Here is an 18,510-nt window from a genome sequence, read left to right as displayed (position 1 = left end):
TTGTTCACCCGCCGCAGCTTACTATTTTCAGACTGAATTATTTTTTTTCTTCAGTTGCTGTTTCTTTTTTGTCATCTGCCTTATCAGCAGATTTTGCTCCAAAGCGCGCTTCCGTCATTTCTCTTGAAACTGCTGCTTTTTCGAATTTCAGTTTTCCGGATAATGTTTCGATTACAAAACCATCATCCTGAACCTGAGCGATTCTTCCGTGAAGACCTGATGTAAGAACTACTCTTGTTCCTACTTTAAGGTTTTCCTGAAAGTTTTTTTCCTGCTTCTGTTTTCTCATCTGAGGTCTGATCATCAGGAAGTAAAACCCTACGAACATCACACCCATCATAATCAGCATCATTGATGAAGATCCTTGTGGCTGTGCCTGTAAAAATAATGTCAACATATTTTAAATATTATGGTTGAATGTTCGCAGTGAACGTTAATCTGATTGGCGATTTTTCCACGTTTGCAAAAACGTCAGCATACTTCTGAACATTTCCGTCGAAGCTTGAAGAATCAAAGTGCAAAGTAACTTTTCCTTTTTTACCCGGCATGATTGGCTCTTTTGTAAAATCAGGAGCTGTACATCCGCATCCTGGCTTCACTTCAGAAATAATTAATGGATTTTTCCCTGTATTGGTAATTTCATATACATGCTCTACTTTATCTCCTTTTTTAATTTTACCAAAATCAAAGCTGTTTTCAGATAAAGCTACAGAAGTAGATGGTTCGTTGGAAACCGGAGCTGCCGTTTCACCGGTTACAGCTGCTGCTGTAGAATCAGTGGTTACCGGAGCCGCAACAGCTGCAGAATCAGTAGTTGCAGTTTCAGTACTTTGAGTTTCTTTGTTTTCTTTTTTACATGAAACTAACCCAAAGCCTATAATTGACAAGGCGATAATTGATAACGTCTTTTTCATTTTATATTCTATTTTGATCTTTACAATATTTATCTAAAATACCATTGATGAAAATATTGGAACGGTCTGTAGCAAATACTTTTGCAATTTCAATATATTCATTAATGATCACTCTTGAAGGTGTGAAAGCAAAGTTATCAAGCTCTGCAATGGCTGTAGATAAAATTACTTTATCCATAAGAGAAACTCTTTCAAGATCCCAGTTTTCAAGTCTTTCTTCCAGCTTCTTTTCATTGTTTTCCCAGTTGTTCAGGGTATCTCTCAACAATTTTGCAGCAAATGTTTTATCTTCTTCATCTTTAATCATTTTGATCAAAGTTCTGCTTTCTTCATCTTCTCTCAGGAAACCGATCGTTTTTTGTACCATTGAATTGGCGATATGGATATCATCATACCATGAAAGTTCCTTATCACCTAAATAATCATGAAAATCTTCATTCTCAGCAATATATCTTAAGAATAATTTCCCAATAAATTTCTGATCTTCTTCAAAAGAATATCCTTCTTCTTTCATGAAATCCTGATAACGTTTTCCAGCAGTAATTCTCTGGAAAGTTTTTACCAACAAGTCATCATGCATATCCCACTTCAATTGCTTGTGCTGACCTGTAAAAAATAATCTTTCAGGATTTTCTTCCAGCTTACGCAATACCTGGTTGTTGATGAATTTTTGGTTAGGATTAATATCAGCATCAGTTTTAAGAAATTTATTCTTACCAATTTCGATCTGATTCTCTGCCAAATCTTTCAGACCCACCAAAAAGTTGAGCTGATAGATGTATAGATAATAGATTTTCTCTATCCCGGCAAACATGTTTTTCTCTAAAACATCAAATTTTACAGGATTTTGGTAGTAAGAATACACGGTCTGTACTACTTTTTCACGGATTTGTCGTCTTCCTAACATTCAAAGAGCTTTTTTATGGCTGCAAAGATACAAAATTTAAAATTGATGAAATTCGTAGTGTGATGACATTTTTGTAATTTTGTCAAACTATATGAAAGCGCTAAAAACCTTAAACCCTTATTTTTGGAAACACAAAATACTATTGTTTTGGGGGGTACTCTTTATCATCGCCAGTAATTTCTTTAATATATATAAAGTTCAGTTTGTAGGAAAATCTGTTGATGAACTTACAAAAAATGGGAATCTCGGCTTCAACCAACAGGTTTTAATCTATGTTGGAATTATTGTAGGATGTTCTCTTTTAACCGGATTCTTCACTTTTATGATGAGACAGACCATTATTGTTGCGTCAAGAAGAATAGAATATGAGCTTAAAAATAAAATTTACAGACATTACCAGGATTTATCTTTAACGGATTATAAACAGACCACTATCGGAGACTTAATGAACAGATTGAGCGAAGATGTTGTTGCCGTAAGGATGTATCTTGGTCCCGGGGTGATGTATGTAGCCAATCTGATTGTCCTAGTGTTGATAACAGCGATCTACATGGTAAAAACAGATGCTTCCATGACGATGTGGACTTTACTTCCTCTTCCTCTTTTATCGTATGCTATTTATAAGGTAAGCTCAATCATCAATAAAAAGTCAAAGATCATGCAGAAAAGCCAGTCTGCTATTTCAACTTTTGTACAGGACAGCTTTTCCGGAATCCGCGTGGTAAAATTTTTCGCCAGAGAAAAATATATCGAAAAAAACTACGGCATCAAAGTTACTGATTATCAAAACAAGGCCTTAGATCTGGCCAAGACAGAAGCGTATTTCTTCACCATTATTCTTTTCGTTATCGGTTTATTAAACGTAGCCATCATCTGGATTGGAGGTGCCAAATATATTGCCGGAGAATTAAGTATCGGTAAGATTGCTGATTTCTTCATGTATATCAACACCCTGATTTTCCCGTTCTCTATGGTAGGATGGGTAACTTCTGTGAATCAGAGAGCTGAAGCGTCTATGCAGAGGATCAATGAATTCATGGATAAAAAATCCGAGATCATTAATACTAATTTTGAAAACTATCCTATCAAAGGAGATATTGAATTCAGAAATGTTTCTTATGTATATCCAAATACGGGAATCAAGGCACTGGATAATTTAAGCTTTAAAGTAAAAGCCGGAGAGTCATTGGCTATTATGGGTAAAACCGGAAGTGGAAAGTCAACAATTGCCTTGCTGTTATGCCGATTAATAGATCCTACAGAAGGGGAAATTTTAATTGATGGCAAAAACCTGAAAGACCATAATCTGGAGAACTACAGAAACTTTATCGGGTATATTCCTCAGGAAAGTTACTTATTCTCTGATTCTATTGAAAATAATATCGGTTTTGCCATTGATCATCCTTCTCACGAGAAAGTAGTAGAATACTCAAAAATTGCAGATGTTCATAAGAATATTGTAGAGTTTAAAGATCAATATAAAACACTTGTTGGTGAACGCGGAGTAATGCTTTCGGGGGGACAGAAGCAGAGAATTTGTATCGCAAGAGCCTTAATTAAGGACCCCAATATTATCATTTTTGACGATTCTTTGTCTGCTTTAGACACAGAAACTGAGCAGAATATTCTGGAAAATATTGATAGAAAAATCAGTAATGCCACTTCCATAATTATCACACACAGAGAGTCTAGCGCTCAAAAAGCCCATCAGATTATCAACCTTACTGAAATTGCCAATTCTGTAACCGCTTAGCCATTTCGTTCTCAATTGTTAAATAAATCATAAAAAAAATTTTGTGATTAAAAGAATTCTTTTATATTTGTTCTTAACAAGATTAAAAAATATCTAACAATGAGTGAATACAAGGAACGCCATGAAAATGAGATTTTCACGAAGGTGTTAAAAGCAGGAAGAAGAACTTATTTCTTTGATGTGCGCGAGACGAAAGCAGGAGATTATTATCTTACAATCACTGAGAGTAAGAAGAATTTCGGAGAGAATGGGGAAGCTACATTCGAGAAGCATAAAATTTACCTTTACAAGGAAGATTTTAAAAGTTTCCAGGAGATGTTTAATGAGTCCACAGATTTCATCATTAATGAAAAGGGTGAGGATGTAATTTCAGAAAAACATGACAAAGACTTCAAAAGCAGATCTTTTACAATTGATTCTGACGACGAAGTTTAAAAAAAATACCTAAAAACACAAGCATCTGAAAAAGATGCTTTTTTTATGCTCTGAAATTGTTATATATAAAAAAACGGGCTAAAGCCCGTTTCTATTGAATATTAACATTTAGTTATTCCCTTTTTCCGTATTTTACTGATACTATTTCTTTTGAATCTTCTTTATCGAAAGATGCTGATTTCAGGAAACTGTATAACACATCTGGCAGCTCACTCTGACATGGATCTTCTGAATTTCTGTTATTCATGCTGTTCACACTATTATTTGTAACATTTGCGGCAGAAAACATGACAATCCCCCCATCATTTCTAAGAGTAGCTAACTCTTCATTCTTAGTACTTGAATCAAAATTTCCGAAGCACATTACATTGTTTTTGGTTTGCAGAACAGGAAATTTTTCAGAAGTTATACCGGATAAGGTATTTCCATTCAGTTTAAATAATTTATAATCCCCATCAAAATTCCTGTGAGCAATAATTTCAGCAGCACCATCGGCATCAATATCTCCAACAGCCAGCCCCTTCCAATCTGAGGCAGAGCCCCAATTTGTAAATTCAGTAATTTTTGTGAGAACACCACTATCGTTTACACGATAAACATGAATACCATTATTTACAGCATTACTATCATCCGCATCAACAAGCAGCACAATCTCATCTTTGCCATCTTTATCTAAATCACCTGATGCTACTGCTTTAATTTTAGAACTTGCAGCCAGGTTAAGTGTATTGACATATACTGACTGTATATCTGTGCCAACAAATTTATATACCCTAACTTCTTTATTAAAATTTCTTACTGTGATAACATCATCTTTTTCTCCACTTATAAAATTTCCTGCAACAACACCTGCCCATTCGGACTGGGTTCCCCATCCTGTATATTTAGCATGCTCAACAATATTACCATTTTCAACTTTTAGGACGTAAAGACCATTTTCGGTAGCATCTGCATGATCATTTAAAGCTATGATCTCACTTTTATTATCTCCAAAAAAGTCGCCGGCGGCCAATCCTTTCCAGTTATTGGAACCACCATATACTTTACTGGTGGTAACCTGACGAAAGGCTCTGTCGTGAGGCTCTAAGGTTTGCATTAAGCCGTCAAAATTTCTGATAACAACAAATTCATCATCGCTATCTCCATCAAAATTACCGCTGGCAACACCTCTCCAATCAGAGTCTTCTCCATATTCATGATCCGTATTGACGGGCACAACTAAGTGTTCAAAATTTGATAAAAGTGCCCAAGTTATCGAAGAATCAAATACCGTTATATTGCTATAATAATTTTTAGCAGCCTGCAGATCTGAAACGATCTGATATAACGTTTGATCATCATATTGAGATAAATATAACCATAAATAAGCTGTATAAGTACCATATCTAGGGGTCACAGTAGGATCAGAGGTATTAATATTATACTTGATATTCCAATTCTCACCATTATAATTAACTCCATTTTTTATATGTAAAGGAGAGATATAAATATCTTTTGTCAACGTTTTAGTATAGGCATTGATATCTGCAGTGGTATAAATAAGGTTTCCATTGATTGAAATACCATACTTATTACATTCATAAGGAAAAGCAGCAGTCAAATCAGCATGGGAAATATCTTCACGCAAAGTATCATGCTTCCAGTAGGTCCAGACATTAGATCCTAAGTTGGTATTAAGTTGTGTATTTGCTTTTATAAAATTGGCAATTTGATTGAGCTGGACAAGATAATTGTTTTCATTCGTTGCCCTGTACATCTGCACCAGCACTCTTCCAACGGAACTTTGCATATTAAAAGGTAAAATTACTCCCGGAAAACTTATTGGCGGATTATTATCACTTCGTTCTTTATAATAACCTATAGTGTTACTAGGAGTAGAACCTGATTCTGTATACCATTGGCCTGCATGGTAAGCCAGAGTCTCTTTTATTTTTTGGATGAGATCATTAGCAATTGTTATATAGCTTTGACCTGCATATCGGCCTGTTGAATTATATGTTAAGTTTTGAATAGCAGTATTATTTTTAACTATTGCTGCAAACTTAGCCATAGGATATGTAATATTGGCACTGTGCACCAGATGAGAATAAGGAAGCCCAGTATCGCTTACTGCATTATAATGGTTGGTAGACCAGGCAGCACCGGAAACATGGCGATAATCGTAAATTATCGGGTATCCCAATGTAGGATTTCTCAAGTCATCTCTCCTGTCAATTGTATTCCCAAAACACTTGATCAAAGTTTCTGCATATTTTTTTTCAAGATTTTTTTCATACATTAAAACCAATGCTTCCATATGGGCAGGTACAGCCCACGCGAACTCAAGCTGATCTGGACTTGTTGAATTACCATCCCATTGATCAAGTCCTCTTGTATCAAAAAGACGTTTATAATAAGATTGGGAACCTGATTGCGAATAAGATTTTATTGCAAAAAAGGCAATAAGAATTGTAAAGATTTTTTTCATGTTAATAGCTTTGAGATTTTTCTAACGATTATGGTTTAAACAAATATAAGCGTTTCAGAGAATTATCATAGAATTTATTTTATTAGCTTTCAGACAATTCCAGCAAGACAGGTGAAAATTTTAAAGCTCAGACTTAAAAAAAATTAAAAAAAATATAGCCTTTCAAATTTTGAAAGGCTATCAATAGGTTAAAATTTAGAAATGACTTATTCCTTAATAAATTGTTCTTTCATTATTTTATTTTCTGCGACTATATTTAGGATATAGTTTCCTTTTGGAAATGCTGAAACATTTATTGTTGATTCTTTTGTAGTTTTTATGAGCTGTCCTGTTGAGTTGTAAATTTCAACCTTTAAAATTTTATCACTAGTTTTTATATGTAAAAAATCTTTAGCTGGATTTGGATAAATTTTAAAATCATGAATTGGTAATTCTGCAACACCAAGGTTTCCCATCAATTCGTAAGCTCCAGCATCTGGATTACCCATACGGGCTGTTCCTCTGATATCATCTGTGGGCGCATCTGTCAGCATTCCGTAATTGACAGCAACGCTACTGGGTAACAAGGACAAACCATCATCTGAAGTTCTTAAAACTCCATCAGCTCCAAAAATATTGGTTTCATCGGTAAAGCCGGGATTAGTTTGGAATATATTATTAGGATAACCATATAAAGAATTTTGGTTTGCCAAAGTATAAAATCCCTGTGGCAACTGAAACAGGTTATTATAAAAGTAATTTTCAGCCGGCCAGTCATTATGATTTTTATAATCTGCTCCGGGCTGATTATCCGTACCATTGATATTACCCCAGAATATATTGTTTTTCACATAATTATTTCCCAGATAGGTAAAAAATCCGCCTCCTCTTGTTCCTTTATTTTTATAAATGGTATTGTTGATGACTTTATTGCTTCCGTAATAAAGAAAAATTCCTCCTCCCATATAGTTTGAAGTATTTTCATAAAGCAGATTATTGACGATGAGATTTGAACCCTTTTCAGTATAAATACCGCCACCGCCATAATAATAGGTATCAATCTGACTGATTCCACCTTTATTTTTAGCAATTACATTTTTACTAATTACATTATTTACACCCAAAACTGCATAGATACCTCCGCCGTCGCCTGTAGCTGTATTATCGTGAATATAGTTATTGGTAATGGTATTCGTTCCTTGAAATACAATCACACCTGCGCCGTCATAAAAAGCTTTATTATTATAAATCTCATTGTTAGAAATGATATTATTACCATTTGAAGTATAAATACCTCCACCGGAATAGCCGGAGTTCAAATAAATTCTGTTATTGGAAATTGTATTATTTCCATTAATAAAATAGATAGCAGGACCTGCTAATCTCGAAACAATATTTCCGCTTACATTATTATTAACAGTGCCAACAGCAAAACCATTGGAAATGGAAAATCCGTCTAATTTTACTCCAATAGCGCTGGCAATATTCGCTGCAAACAGCACCACATGATAGCAATTATCATTTTTAGTTCCTAAATCTCCCAGGTCGCCGCTTAAGAGCGTTATATTGATGTTTAAATTCCGGTCTGTTAAAGAAGTTTCTGTTCCATTAAAACCACCGTAGACTGAAATACCATCTTTTAAATAAAACGTCTTATCTCTGGTATCTGAAGGAGAAGGATTTCCAAACGGATCTCTGGTAGGAAAATATGTTCCGGCGGCAACCCAGACTTCATCTCCAATCTGACTGCTATTGATTACTTCCTGCAAATCATTGCCTGCCGTAGCCCATGAAGTGTAGGGTGCGCTTCCGGTGGTGGAATTAATATTCACATATCGTACTGTTGAGGAAATTACAATGAAATTGAATATAAAAAGTAAAAAGTAGATCTTTTTCATTACCCGATAATGTTTTATAATTATCGTGCAAATATACTTTTTCTAAGCCAGGATAAAAAAAATAACACACCAAAAAGTGTCATTTTAATACAACTTGATTGTTTTTGGGACATAAAAAAAGCATATTTTCTTTTTGAAAATATGCTAATTTAGGGTGAATGATGGGTCTCGAACCCACGACCTTCGGAACCACAATCCGACGCTCTAACCAACTGAGCTACAATCACCGTTTTCTGAGTGCAAATATAGGACAATTTCCTCAACTACCAAACAATTCCATCAAAATTTTTCAAAGAAATTAATCTTTCAGACGTAAAGCCCTCAGCATAAGCAACTCCCGATAACCGCCCTAAATCCTGTGCCCGGTACGTTAAGCTTTCATAAAAGTCTTTTGTGGTAATGGGAGTCTCAGGTTCTTTAGAAGTTGGGTCATAAAACTGAGTTTTGTACGCCATACAAGCTTCCAGTTTTTTAGGCAGATACTCTGAAATGTCAATAACAAATTCCGGTTTAATATCTTTCCACTGAATATAATGAAAAATATGTTTTGGCCTCCACACTTCCTGAGATTCGCCTTCCAGCACGGTTTCAATTTTTCTCAGTCCGGACAAAAAGCACGCATCCGACACTAATTTCGCTCCTTTTGCATGATCCGGGTGTCTATCATCAATTGCATTAGCCAAGACGATTTCTGGCCTGTATTTGCGGATCATTTTTACGATCCTCATTTGATATTCTTCGGAATTTACCAAAAATCCATCTTTCATTCCAAGATTCTCTCTTGCAGAAAGCCCCAGGATTTTTGCAGCATCCGCTGCTTCAGTTTTTCTGGTTTCATCTGTACCTCTTGTTCCGAGCTCTCCCCTTGTAAGATCTACAACAACACATTTTTTTCCTTCAGAAACCATTTTAGCAATAGTTCCGCCACATCCAAGTTCTACATCGTCAGGATGTGCACCAAAAGCAAGTATATCAGTTTTCATAAACTCAAAGATAGGATTTAAAATAAAAACTTCCCAAACATTACGTATGGGAAGTTTTAATATCTATAATTTAAAATTTAAATTACTTGTTGATTTCGGCATTTAATTTAACAGCATCCTGGTAAGTAGGGTCTAACTGTAAAGACTTAGCAACATAATCTTTTGCTTTTGCTATATCCGAATCTTTGCTCATGTATGCTACTGCAAAGTAAGCGTAAGCAAGAGTCTGTTTGTTAGCTTCCTGATCAGCAGGTTTTACCGTGCTGATGAATTTCTCATAAGCCAATTTTGCAGCTTCATTGTTTCCTGCCTGCTGGTAAGAATACCCTTGGCTGTAATATGCCGGAGCCCAATCAGGAAGAAGTGCTGACATTTTTTGCCATGTAAGGATTGCTCCATTCCAGTTTTTAACATCCTGGTAAGCTGTTGCTAACTTAAATAATGAATCAGAATCCTGGCTGTTGGCAGCAACTTTCTGTTTCAATGCTTCAATTTCAGGATTAGTAGGTCCTTTATCAGCTTCTGCCTGAGAAGCTCCTCCACCACCTGCGATGTTTGCCAATTCAAGATCCCACTTCATTGTTTCATCCTTAGCAGCTTTTGCAATACCCACTTTTTGCTGAGCTTCAGCCATTAAAGCAGATTTTTTAGCTGCATCTTTTTCATCTTTTGCTAAGCCGGCAGCAATAAGTCCCTGTAAACCTTGGTCTGCAGGCAATATTCTTGTTTTCTCAGCCTGCGAAACGAAAGTATCCATATTTTGCTTAGCTTCTGCATAATTTCTATCTGCATATGCATTATAAGCTCTCAATTTGAATTTGATAGGATCATCAATTTTATCAAAAATCTTATCTAATACCATTTTAGAGTTTGCATAATCTTCATTCGTGAAATATAGTTTTGCAATTTCTAATTGGGTATATGGATCTTCATCAGCATATTTTGTATAGTTGATAAGATCTTGAGTAGCCTTTGCATTTTGCTGGTATCTGATATCGTAACCAGCCAATGCTTTGTACGCAGGAGCGTATGTAGGATCTACAGCAATTGCTTTATCAACGCTTTCTTTCGCTTTTTGCCACACTTGAGCAGCCATCCATAAAGTAGCCATTCTCGTGTAAACTGAAGCTTTATTTTTTGCTACAGGTAACGCCTTGTCGTAAGCAGACATGGCTTCTCCCGGAGATCTTTTCAATCTGTAAGCATCTCCTAATGTATAATAATAATGTGCAGGAACACCTTTTTTCTCAGCTTTCTCAATAGCTTTAGTCAAAAACTGGATTGCCAGGTCCGGTGAACTGTTTTTCTCGAATAAAGTTAAAGCTTCTGCTGCTCTGAAAAGAACTTCAGCATCTTTTTCTCTTGAATCAGCAACTACTTTTTGAATTTCAGCAACAGCATTTTTATCGCCTTTACCTAATTTAACAGCAGCTAAACCAATTTTGTTCAGATAGCTTTTACCATCAGCAGCTAATCCTTTGTTAAAGTTTTCAGTTGCCTTAGCATAATCCGGTTCTCCTTGTCTTAAGAAAGTATTTCCTAAATAGAAGTAGTTTTCAGCTGTAGGCTCTTTAGCGATCATTTCAGTGAAGTTTGTTTTCGCCTGCGCAAATTTATCACTGTCTATACTGTTGATACCATCCTGCAGTGTTTGTGCAGAGGCAAAACCGGTAAAAAATACCACGGCTGCTCCAAAAGCAATCTTCTTTACATTCATATTCATTATATCTTTCATTTTATATTTTCTAATAATTGAGTTTTATTATACACAATTTTCAGACCAAATCAAAATTTTTAATAAGGACAAATTGTGAATTTAATATTTTTTAACGCATCTGAACTTCTCTCTTATAAATGTTATAAGGTTGTAAGCCTTCTTTCTGTACAATTTTCTGTCCTAAATGGGTACATGAAAATCTTATAAAACCGTTGGCAATATTAAAGTTACCTTCATTAATCAGGAAATAAAGAACTCTGGTAAACGGGTATTCCATCGTGCGAAGTCCATCAAAATCTGCAGTATACGATTTTCCTTTCTCTACCACAGGAAGTACCTTCACCATGTCTCTCAGTTTTTCTGAAGTTTTATCATAGGGACGGCTGAAAGTATTCAATCCAATAACGCCTATTTTATCAGGATATTTTCCCAATTCCTCTATAATCTTCTGATTTCCCGGAATAATAGAAAATTTCAGGTCTTTTGGCTGTTTTTTTAATTTCTCAGCAACAAAGTTCAGGTTACTCGAGTTGGTTCCGTCAAAAATAAATTCTTTTTTATCAGACATCAGACCGCTGCTGATTTCTTCCATTGAAATACTTTCTTTCGGAGAATCTTTAGGAACAACAAAAACCACCGCATCCGCAGCAAATTTAGCAGGAAGGAACTTCAGATCTGTTCTTTCCTCATATGTTTTAATTTCTTCAGGATTAAGATTTCTGGACATCACCACCACTTTAGCACTTCCTTTCAAAAGATCAAGAAGTCCTAAGTCTTCTTTCTTGGTTTCTACTTTGATATGTGTTTCAGGATAGTTGATCATATAGCCTTCGGCTAATGCTTCTGTGACGCTTTGAAAAGATTCGTCAGTGAAAATGGTAAGATCACCTTTGTGATAGGAAGGAGCATTTTTCTCCTTTTTGCAGCTTGCAAGCATTATGCTCAGTACAAAAATTACTGCAAGCTTGAAACTATTCTTCATTTCTCGATTTTTTAATTCTTGAGATCGCCCTGTAAATTCTGAAAATACCATAAATAATAAGCACTACTCCTAGTGCGTACGCAACAGCAGGCTCTAAAATAGTAAAGAAGAATTTGTAGACAATCACTACAATTCCTAAAACGATATAAAACAATCCCGTAACCAGGGATAACCAATTGAACATCATGTAACAAAAATACCAAAAAAAATAAAAAGAGAAGCATAAGCCTCTCTTTTTATTTATATTTTGAATAAATAAGTCTTATTCAAAGTTCATCGTAAATGGTACGCTATAGTAAGATCTAACGCTCTCCCCGTTTCTCTTCGCAGGAGTCCATTTTTTAAGTTTCTTAACTACACGCATCGCTTCACTGTTGAAGTCGCCGTTTGGAGATTTTTCTTCAATAGTAACATTCGAAACAGTACCGTCTTTTTCTACAACGAACTTAAGCTTCGCTTTAAGTGTTCCTTCACCTCCTTCCATCAAAGAAGTATCAAAGTTATCACCCAGGAACTTTCTCAATGCTCCCATACCTCCAGGATATTCTGCAGACTGGTCAACATCTTTATAGATCTCGTTAGGGTTGTTCGCTTTTACTTCTACTGTACTAGCTTTAGTACCTGTAGATGGTGGCGGCGGTGGTGGTGTATAAGCCGGAGCTTTTACCCCCTCCTGATTCTGTAAACCAGTTGTTGTTTCCAACTGCTTAGAAATCGGCGGTGGTGGAGTTTCAATTTTCGGAGCTTTTACAGGCTCAGGAACTACGTTCTGAATAACCTCAATTTTCTCCTCTTCTTTTGGAGGTGGAGGTGGTGGAGGTGGTTCTTCTTCTTTAGGCTGCTCGATAATCGGATCTTCTTCGATAATATCTACCAAATCTGCCTTTACTTCCTGCTTAGGCGGAGCTGTAAGATTTTTAATCGTAAGATAGATGAACGGAGACAAAGCTGCCAAAAGGAATAATGCTGTTCCGATAATAAAAGACTTGGTTAAAAGTCTCGGATACTGATGTCTAAGATCATAGGCACCATATTCCTTGTTTCTATTTTCAAATACGATCTCGTCTAAAGTAAGATTCTGACCGTATACATTTTCATCTGCCATAGATTAGATATAACAATTTTATGGTTAAATTACTTTGTAGCAGCAGCCGGTGCAGCAGCACCTCCTACTTTTTTCTCATAAATAGCTTTTTCCCAAGGCTTGATATCAGTAACCCCGTACTGCTCACTTTTGGTAATTGCCATTTCATCAAGAATATCAACAAAGTTCTTATATACAGCATCGTCAGTTGGCTTAATGATCACGGTAAATTTCGTTTGATCTGCAGCTCTAGATTTTGCCTGCTGAATTACTTTTCTAATTCCTTCTCTATCAAGGGTAGTTTCCATAAGAGTCTGGTCATTCAAGGAAGTAGCATCCTGCTGGTGCCAGAAAACTCTGTTATTTTTTCCTAATAAGATAGAAATTGAGTTAGAAAGTTTAATTTCTGTTGGAGGTGGTTTTTGTTTTTCATCTTTCGGTTTAGCCGGAAGACCCAAATCCATAACGTTCGGTTTACTGAACGTAGTTGTGAACATAAAGAAGGTAATCAATAGAAAACCCAAGTCCACCATCGGAGTCATATCGACTCTGGTACTTTGCTTCTTGGAACGGACCTTGCCGCCCTTGCCGCCTTTCTCTTGTACTTGTACTTCTGCCATTTCTATCGATATTATTCGTTAGGTTTACCTTCTTGTGATGTAATCAACCAAAATTTAAGAAAATCAATATCTCTTAAACCCTCAAATAGACTTTTAACTTTAGGATACTCAGTTGTAACGTCACCTTTAATCGCTAACTTGTAGTCAGGGTTAACGCTCAAACTTTCTTTTACCCAATCAATTAATTGTTTATTTGTACTGTCCATAGGAATACCTGTAGGACTCTTATAATTTTTCTGCTCATCTGCAGGCAAATCCAAATACCCTTTAAGTTGGTTCATTGGAACTCCAATTGCCTGAATTTTCTGGAAAGCTGCTTTTTGGTTGTTGTCAAAAGTAATACCATACTTTTGTCCCATTTTATCCAAAAGTGCAAGTCTTTCTGATGCATTTTCTACTGGCTGGAAATAGAATTTTCCGTCCGGAGTAGCGTTGATAGTCATTAAACTAGCATCAGGAAGCAATTTTTCCGAAATTGAAGATGGCGGTTTGATCTGCTCCACGTCAGGTTTTTTAAACTGAGTGGTCAAGATAAAGAACGTAAGGAGTAGGAACGCAACGTCACACATTGCAGTCATGTCCGTAATTACTCCATGTCTTTTTGGTTTGACTCTCGCCATTATTATAAAATATTTTTAATTAAACTTCTTTTAATTGCTAATGCAAATATCTTGCTAATTCTTAGTTGAATTCAGCGAAAGACTGTTGGATACTCATAGAGATCTCATCGATCTTGTAAGTTAATCCGTCAATTTTAGATGTAAAGAAGTTATAAAGGATAATAGCGATTGCTGAAGTACCAATACCTAAAGCTGTGTTGATCAAGGCTTCAGAGATACCAGTAGATAGAGCAGCAGCATCCGGAGTACCACCTCCTGAACCTAATGCGAAGAACGCCTTAATCATCCCGATTACCGTTCCAAGTAGTGCTACTAACGTTGCAACAGTACCTAAAGTAGAAAGGATCATCATGTTTTTCTCAAGCATTGGCATCTCAAGAGTAGTAGCTTCTTCGATAGCTTTGTTAAGCGCTACCATTTTCTGCTCTTTATTTAATGTAGTATCGTGAGAAAGTGCTTTGTAAGTAGTAAGACCTTCTTTTACCACATTACCAACAGAACCTTGTTGTCTGTCACACTCTTCGATAGCTTCGTCGATTTTGTTTTGGTTTAGTAAGCTTCTTACCTGTACAACAAAGTTGTCTAAGTTTCCTTTTCCAGCTGCTTTACCAAGAACGAAATATCTTTCAAAAGAGAAAACGATTACAGTAATCATGAAAGTAATCAAGATTGGTACGATAACCCCTCCTTTGTAGATAATACCTAAAAACGATTCTGGGTGAATGTCTTTTCCTTCAACACTTGAAAAAGCTACAGAACCACTTCCTAGTTTATCTGCATCTTTAAAGTTTCCTGGGCTACCAAGAACGAATAAATAAATACATACTCCTATAGCAAATAGAATAGGAATAATAACAGCTGGATTTAAACCTCCTGCCTTTCTAGCAACTACTTGCTCATCATTTTTTGAAACATTCATTTCCATATTTAACTAAATTATATTGTTTTAAAATTTTACAGGGTGTAAATTAAAGGCAAAATTAATTAAAATGCAAGAGTCTTAATTAAACATTTTGCTTTTTTTTGATAAAGAAATTTTAATACGATTTCGAAATAATAATTATTTTAAATTATTTTATTTATTTTTTCCAAATTTAACATTTGAATTAAAAAATCAAAAAAATAAGACACCCATTTTTTTTAATTTCCCAATGTTAATTTTTTTTTAAATTACGATATTCACAATACGGTGAGGGACTACAATGATTTTTTTAGGGGTTTTACCCTCCAAAATCTGTTGTATTTTCTCGTTCGAAATCACCAAATCTTCCACTTCCTTGGCAGATAATTGAGCTGAAAGCGAAATTTTGAACTTCATTTTACCATTTACGCTTACCGGATACTCAATTTCATCTTCAACCAGATAATCCTCATTCAATGCCGGGAATTTTTCAAATTCTATCGATGTACCGTGTCCTAGTAAACTCCACAATTCTTCACAGATGTGAGGAGCATACGGAGAAATGATAACGGCAAGCGGTTCTAAAATATTGCGCTTGTTGCATTTTATTTTCTGAAGCTCGTTTACAGCAATCATAAATGATGATACGGATGTATTGAAAGAGAAGTTTTCAATATCGTATACTACCTTCTTTATTAAGGTATGTAAAACTTTGTATTCTGCTTTTGTAGGTTCTTCGTCTGAAACTTCAAATACATCTCCGTTGAAATACAGGTTCCAGAATTTTTTAAGGAAACCATATACTCCGCTTAACCCTTGAGTATTCCAAGGCTTGGATTGTTCCAGTGGCCCCAAGAACATTTCATATAATCTTAATCCGTCTGCTCCGTACTCTTCACAGATATCATCAGGATTGACTACATTATATTTTGACTTGGACATTTTTTCTACTTCACGGTCTGTGATATATTTTCCGTCTTCCAGAATAAATTCTGCATCTGCATAATCCGGTCTCCATGCTTTGAAGGCTTCAGTATCCAATTCGTCAGAAGTTCCTTTTAATAAAGATACATCTACGTGAATCTGCTGAGTCTGGTAATCTTTAGCTAAATTTTTAGATACATACTGATTCGTTCCGTCAATTCTGTATACAAATGCACTCATCCCCAAGATCATTCCCTGGTTGATCAATTTCTGGAATGGCTCATCATGGCTGATATAGCCTCTGTCTTTCAAGAACATGTTCCAGAAACGGGAATATAATAAGTGGCCGGTTGCATGTTCACTTCCTCCTATATATAGGTCTACCTGTCCCCAATAGTCTGCCAGTTCTTTTTTAACAAAAGTTTCTTCATCATTAGGGTTCATATATCTAAGGAAGTACCATGAGCTTCCTGCCCAACCTGGCATTGTAGATAATTCTAACGGGAAAATAGTTTTGTCATCAATAAGATCTGTAGCAACTACTTTCTGGTTTGCCTCATCCCAGGCAAATTCTTTTGCATTTCCTAATGGCGGATCTCCATCTTCTGTTGGTAAGTATTTTTCAACTTCAGGAAGCTCCAACGGTAAAGCAGAAGTTGGCAGCGTGTAAGGCATTCCATCCTTATAATATATAGGAACAGGTTCTCCCCAATAACGTTGTCTTGAAAAAATAGCATCACGCTGTCTGTAGTTGGTTGTTCCGTGACCGATTCCTTTTGCTTCGATCTCAGAAATCATTTTTGCTTTCGCTTCATTATAATGTAATCCGTTCAGGAAATCTGAATTTACACAAACGGAATCTTTAGAGTCAAAAGATTTTTCCTGAACATCTTCTTCAGTTTCTACAACTTTCTTGATTTCAAGATTAAACTTCTTAGCAAATCTGTGGTCACGCTCATCATGTGCCGGAACCGCCATTACTGCTCCTGTTCCATATCCCATCAACACATAGTCTGAAATATAGATCGGCATTTTTTCATTGCTGAACGGATTGATTGCATAACTTCCGGTGAAAGCTCCGCTCACGTTTTTCACGTCAGACATTCTGTCTCTCTCCGTCTTTTTAGAAGTTTCTTCTATATAAGTATCTACTTCTACTTTTTGAGCATCCGTAGTAATGGTTTCTACTAAAGGATTTTCTGGAGCCAATACCATAAAGGTTGCGCCAAAAATAGTGTCAGGCCTTGTTGTAAATACCTCAACAGTCTCATCATGTCCTTCTACTTTGAACTGAACCTGTGCTCCCTGAGATTTCCCGATCCAGTATTCCTGGGAATCTTTCAACGGCTGCGGCCAGTCCAGAGTGTTTAATCCCTGTAATAATCTTTCAGAATATGCAGAAATTCTCATGCTCCACTGCATCATTTTCTTTTGGAAAACCGGGAATCCTCCTCTTTCGGATTTTCCATCCTTTACTTCATCGTTGGCCAGTACAGTTCCTAATGCAGGGCACCAGTTTACAGTCGTTTCTGCTCTGTAGGCGAGACGGTAGTTTAAAAGGATATCTTCTTTATCAATATCGGAAGCATTCTTCCATTCTTCTGCAGTGAAATTTAATTCGTCGTTCTGATTGGCATTTAATCCTTCTGTTCCTTTTTCTTCAAAATGCTGAATTAAAGAATCAATAGGCTCCGCCTTATCTGTATTTTTATTATACCAGGAATGATACAACTGGATAAAAATCCATTGTGTCCACTTATAGTAAGAAGCATCTGAAGTTCTTACTTCCCTGCTCCAGTCGAATGAGAAACCGATTTTTCTCAGCTGCTCTTCATATCTGTTGATATTTTGTTCTGTAGTAATAGCAGGATGCTGTCCTGTCTGAATAGCATACTGTTCAGCAGGAAGTCCAAAGCTGTCATATCCTACCGGGTGGAGCACATTAAACCCCTGATGTCTTTTATATCTCGCATAGATATCCGATGCAATATATCCCAGCGGGTGACCTACATGAAGTCCTGCTCCTGATGGGTACGGAAACATATCGAGTACATAAAACTTAGGTTTGTCTGTGTTATTAGAGGTTTTATAGGTTTGATTTTCCTCCCAGTATTTCTGCCACTTTTTTTCTATCTGCTGATGATCGTAAAACACTTGATATATATGTTATATGTTAGACTGATTATTTTTTCTTTTTGTCAAGATTCACAAAATTAATGATTTTAAAGTAAATAGAAATTGAAATTATGATGAATTACAAATTCTACCCTCAACAAAAAAATCCCATCCGGAGATGAGATCTGTTTTTATATCCTGAAGTTATATA

At 35.9% G+C, this 18,510-nt stretch carries 16 protein-coding genes and 1 tRNA gene; 2 read left to right on the top strand and 15 right to left on the bottom strand.

Features of this window, described 5'->3' with window-relative positions:
* Nucleotides 1-37 precede the first annotated feature (37 nt).
* From yajC to LIV57_RS15570, 3 genes are read right to left on the bottom strand one after another with little or no spacing between them, the layout of a single operon-like run.
* Nucleotides 38-397, bottom strand: a complete 360-nt coding sequence (gene yajC / locus LIV57_RS15580) for a preprotein translocase subunit YajC (protein ID WP_002976292.1) — start codon at nucleotides 395-397, stop codon at nucleotides 38-40.
* A gap of 10 nt (nucleotides 398-407) precedes the next feature.
* Entirely contained in the window at nucleotides 408-914 is a 507-nt protein-coding gene (locus LIV57_RS15575; protein WP_202841538.1) for a DUF1573 domain-containing protein, read from the bottom strand.
* A gap of 1 nt (nucleotide 915) precedes the next feature.
* Entirely contained in the window at nucleotides 916-1,821 is a 906-nt protein-coding gene (locus tag LIV57_RS15570) for a transcription antitermination protein NusB (RefSeq protein WP_110008282.1), read from the bottom strand.
* 91 nt (nucleotides 1,822-1,912) lie between these two features.
* Between LIV57_RS15570 and LIV57_RS15565 the strand changes: the two genes are divergently transcribed.
* Both LIV57_RS15565 and LIV57_RS15560 read left to right on the top strand, forming a co-directional pair.
* Nucleotides 1,913-3,574, top strand: a complete 1,662-nt coding sequence (locus LIV57_RS15565; RefSeq protein WP_227943366.1) for an ABC transporter ATP-binding protein — start codon at nucleotides 1,913-1,915, stop codon at nucleotides 3,572-3,574.
* Nucleotides 3,575-3,673: 99 nt separating this feature from the next.
* Entirely contained in the window at nucleotides 3,674-4,009 is a 336-nt protein-coding gene (locus tag LIV57_RS15560; protein ID WP_027375472.1) for a DUF3276 family protein, read from the top strand.
* Between the two features lie 112 nt (nucleotides 4,010-4,121).
* On the opposite strand, the gene LIV57_RS15555 is transcribed toward LIV57_RS15560, so the two are convergent.
* The 12 genes from LIV57_RS15555 to leuS form a co-directional block, all read right to left on the bottom strand.
* Nucleotides 4,122-6,476 carry an FG-GAP repeat domain-containing protein gene (locus tag LIV57_RS15555; protein WP_227943365.1) on the bottom strand — a complete coding sequence of 785 codons (2,355 nt, stop codon included), beginning with the start codon at nucleotides 6,474-6,476 and terminating at the stop codon, nucleotides 4,122-4,124.
* A 206-nt stretch (nucleotides 6,477-6,682) separates the two neighbouring features.
* Nucleotides 6,683-8,353, bottom strand: coding sequence for a right-handed parallel beta-helix repeat-containing protein (locus LIV57_RS15550; protein WP_227943364.1), 1,671 nt, complete (start codon nucleotides 8,351-8,353; stop codon nucleotides 6,683-6,685).
* Between the two features lie 152 nt (nucleotides 8,354-8,505).
* Nucleotides 8,506-8,581, bottom strand: a tRNA-His gene (locus LIV57_RS15545).
* 35 nt (nucleotides 8,582-8,616) lie between these two features.
* On the bottom strand, nucleotides 8,617-9,336 hold the full coding sequence (gene bshB1, locus LIV57_RS15540) for a bacillithiol biosynthesis deacetylase BshB1 (RefSeq protein ID WP_062675760.1): 720 nt from the start codon (nucleotides 9,334-9,336) through the stop codon (nucleotides 8,617-8,619).
* Nucleotides 9,337-9,418: 82 nt separating this feature from the next.
* Nucleotides 9,419-11,071 (bottom strand): tetratricopeptide repeat protein, encoded by a 1,653-nt coding sequence (locus tag LIV57_RS15535; RefSeq protein ID WP_227943363.1) that lies wholly within the window; start codon nucleotides 11,069-11,071, stop codon nucleotides 9,419-9,421.
* Between the two features lie 91 nt (nucleotides 11,072-11,162).
* Entirely contained in the window at nucleotides 11,163-12,035 is an 873-nt protein-coding gene (locus LIV57_RS15530; RefSeq protein WP_110008286.1) for a PstS family phosphate ABC transporter substrate-binding protein, read from the bottom strand.
* Nucleotides 12,025-12,222: a DUF308 domain-containing protein gene (locus tag LIV57_RS15525; protein WP_171006307.1), complete on the bottom strand. Its 198-nt coding sequence runs from the start codon at nucleotides 12,220-12,222 to the stop codon at nucleotides 12,025-12,027. Before LIV57_RS15525 ends, LIV57_RS15530 begins: the two co-directional genes overlap by 11 nt.
* Nucleotides 12,223-12,297: 75 nt before the next feature.
* Nucleotides 12,298-13,140 (bottom strand): energy transducer TonB, encoded by an 843-nt coding sequence (locus LIV57_RS15520; RefSeq protein WP_062675757.1) that lies wholly within the window; start codon nucleotides 13,138-13,140, stop codon nucleotides 12,298-12,300.
* Between the two features lie 29 nt (nucleotides 13,141-13,169).
* A complete protein-coding gene (locus LIV57_RS15515; RefSeq protein ID WP_202841545.1) occupies nucleotides 13,170-13,739 on the bottom strand; it encodes an ExbD/TolR family protein in 570 nt (189 codons plus the stop codon).
* A gap of 11 nt (nucleotides 13,740-13,750) precedes the next feature.
* Entirely contained in the window at nucleotides 13,751-14,359 is a 609-nt protein-coding gene (locus tag LIV57_RS15510) for an ExbD/TolR family protein (RefSeq protein WP_047435560.1), read from the bottom strand.
* A 61-nt stretch (nucleotides 14,360-14,420) separates the two neighbouring features.
* Nucleotides 14,421-15,284: a MotA/TolQ/ExbB proton channel family protein gene (locus LIV57_RS15505; RefSeq protein WP_076594929.1), complete on the bottom strand. Its 864-nt coding sequence runs from the start codon at nucleotides 15,282-15,284 to the stop codon at nucleotides 14,421-14,423.
* Nucleotides 15,285-15,524: 240 nt separating this feature from the next.
* Nucleotides 15,525-18,338 carry a leucine--tRNA ligase gene (gene leuS / locus LIV57_RS15500; RefSeq protein WP_227943362.1) on the bottom strand — a complete coding sequence of 938 codons (2,814 nt, stop codon included), beginning with the start codon at nucleotides 18,336-18,338 and terminating at the stop codon, nucleotides 15,525-15,527.
* Nucleotides 18,339-18,510: the final 172 nt, after the last annotated feature.

This window comes from Chryseobacterium sp. X308 (assembly GCF_020733145.1).
Taxonomy (GTDB): domain Bacteria; phylum Bacteroidota; class Bacteroidia; order Flavobacteriales; family Weeksellaceae; genus Chryseobacterium; species Chryseobacterium cupriresistens.
This window is presented reverse-complemented; position numbering and strand designations above follow the sequence as displayed.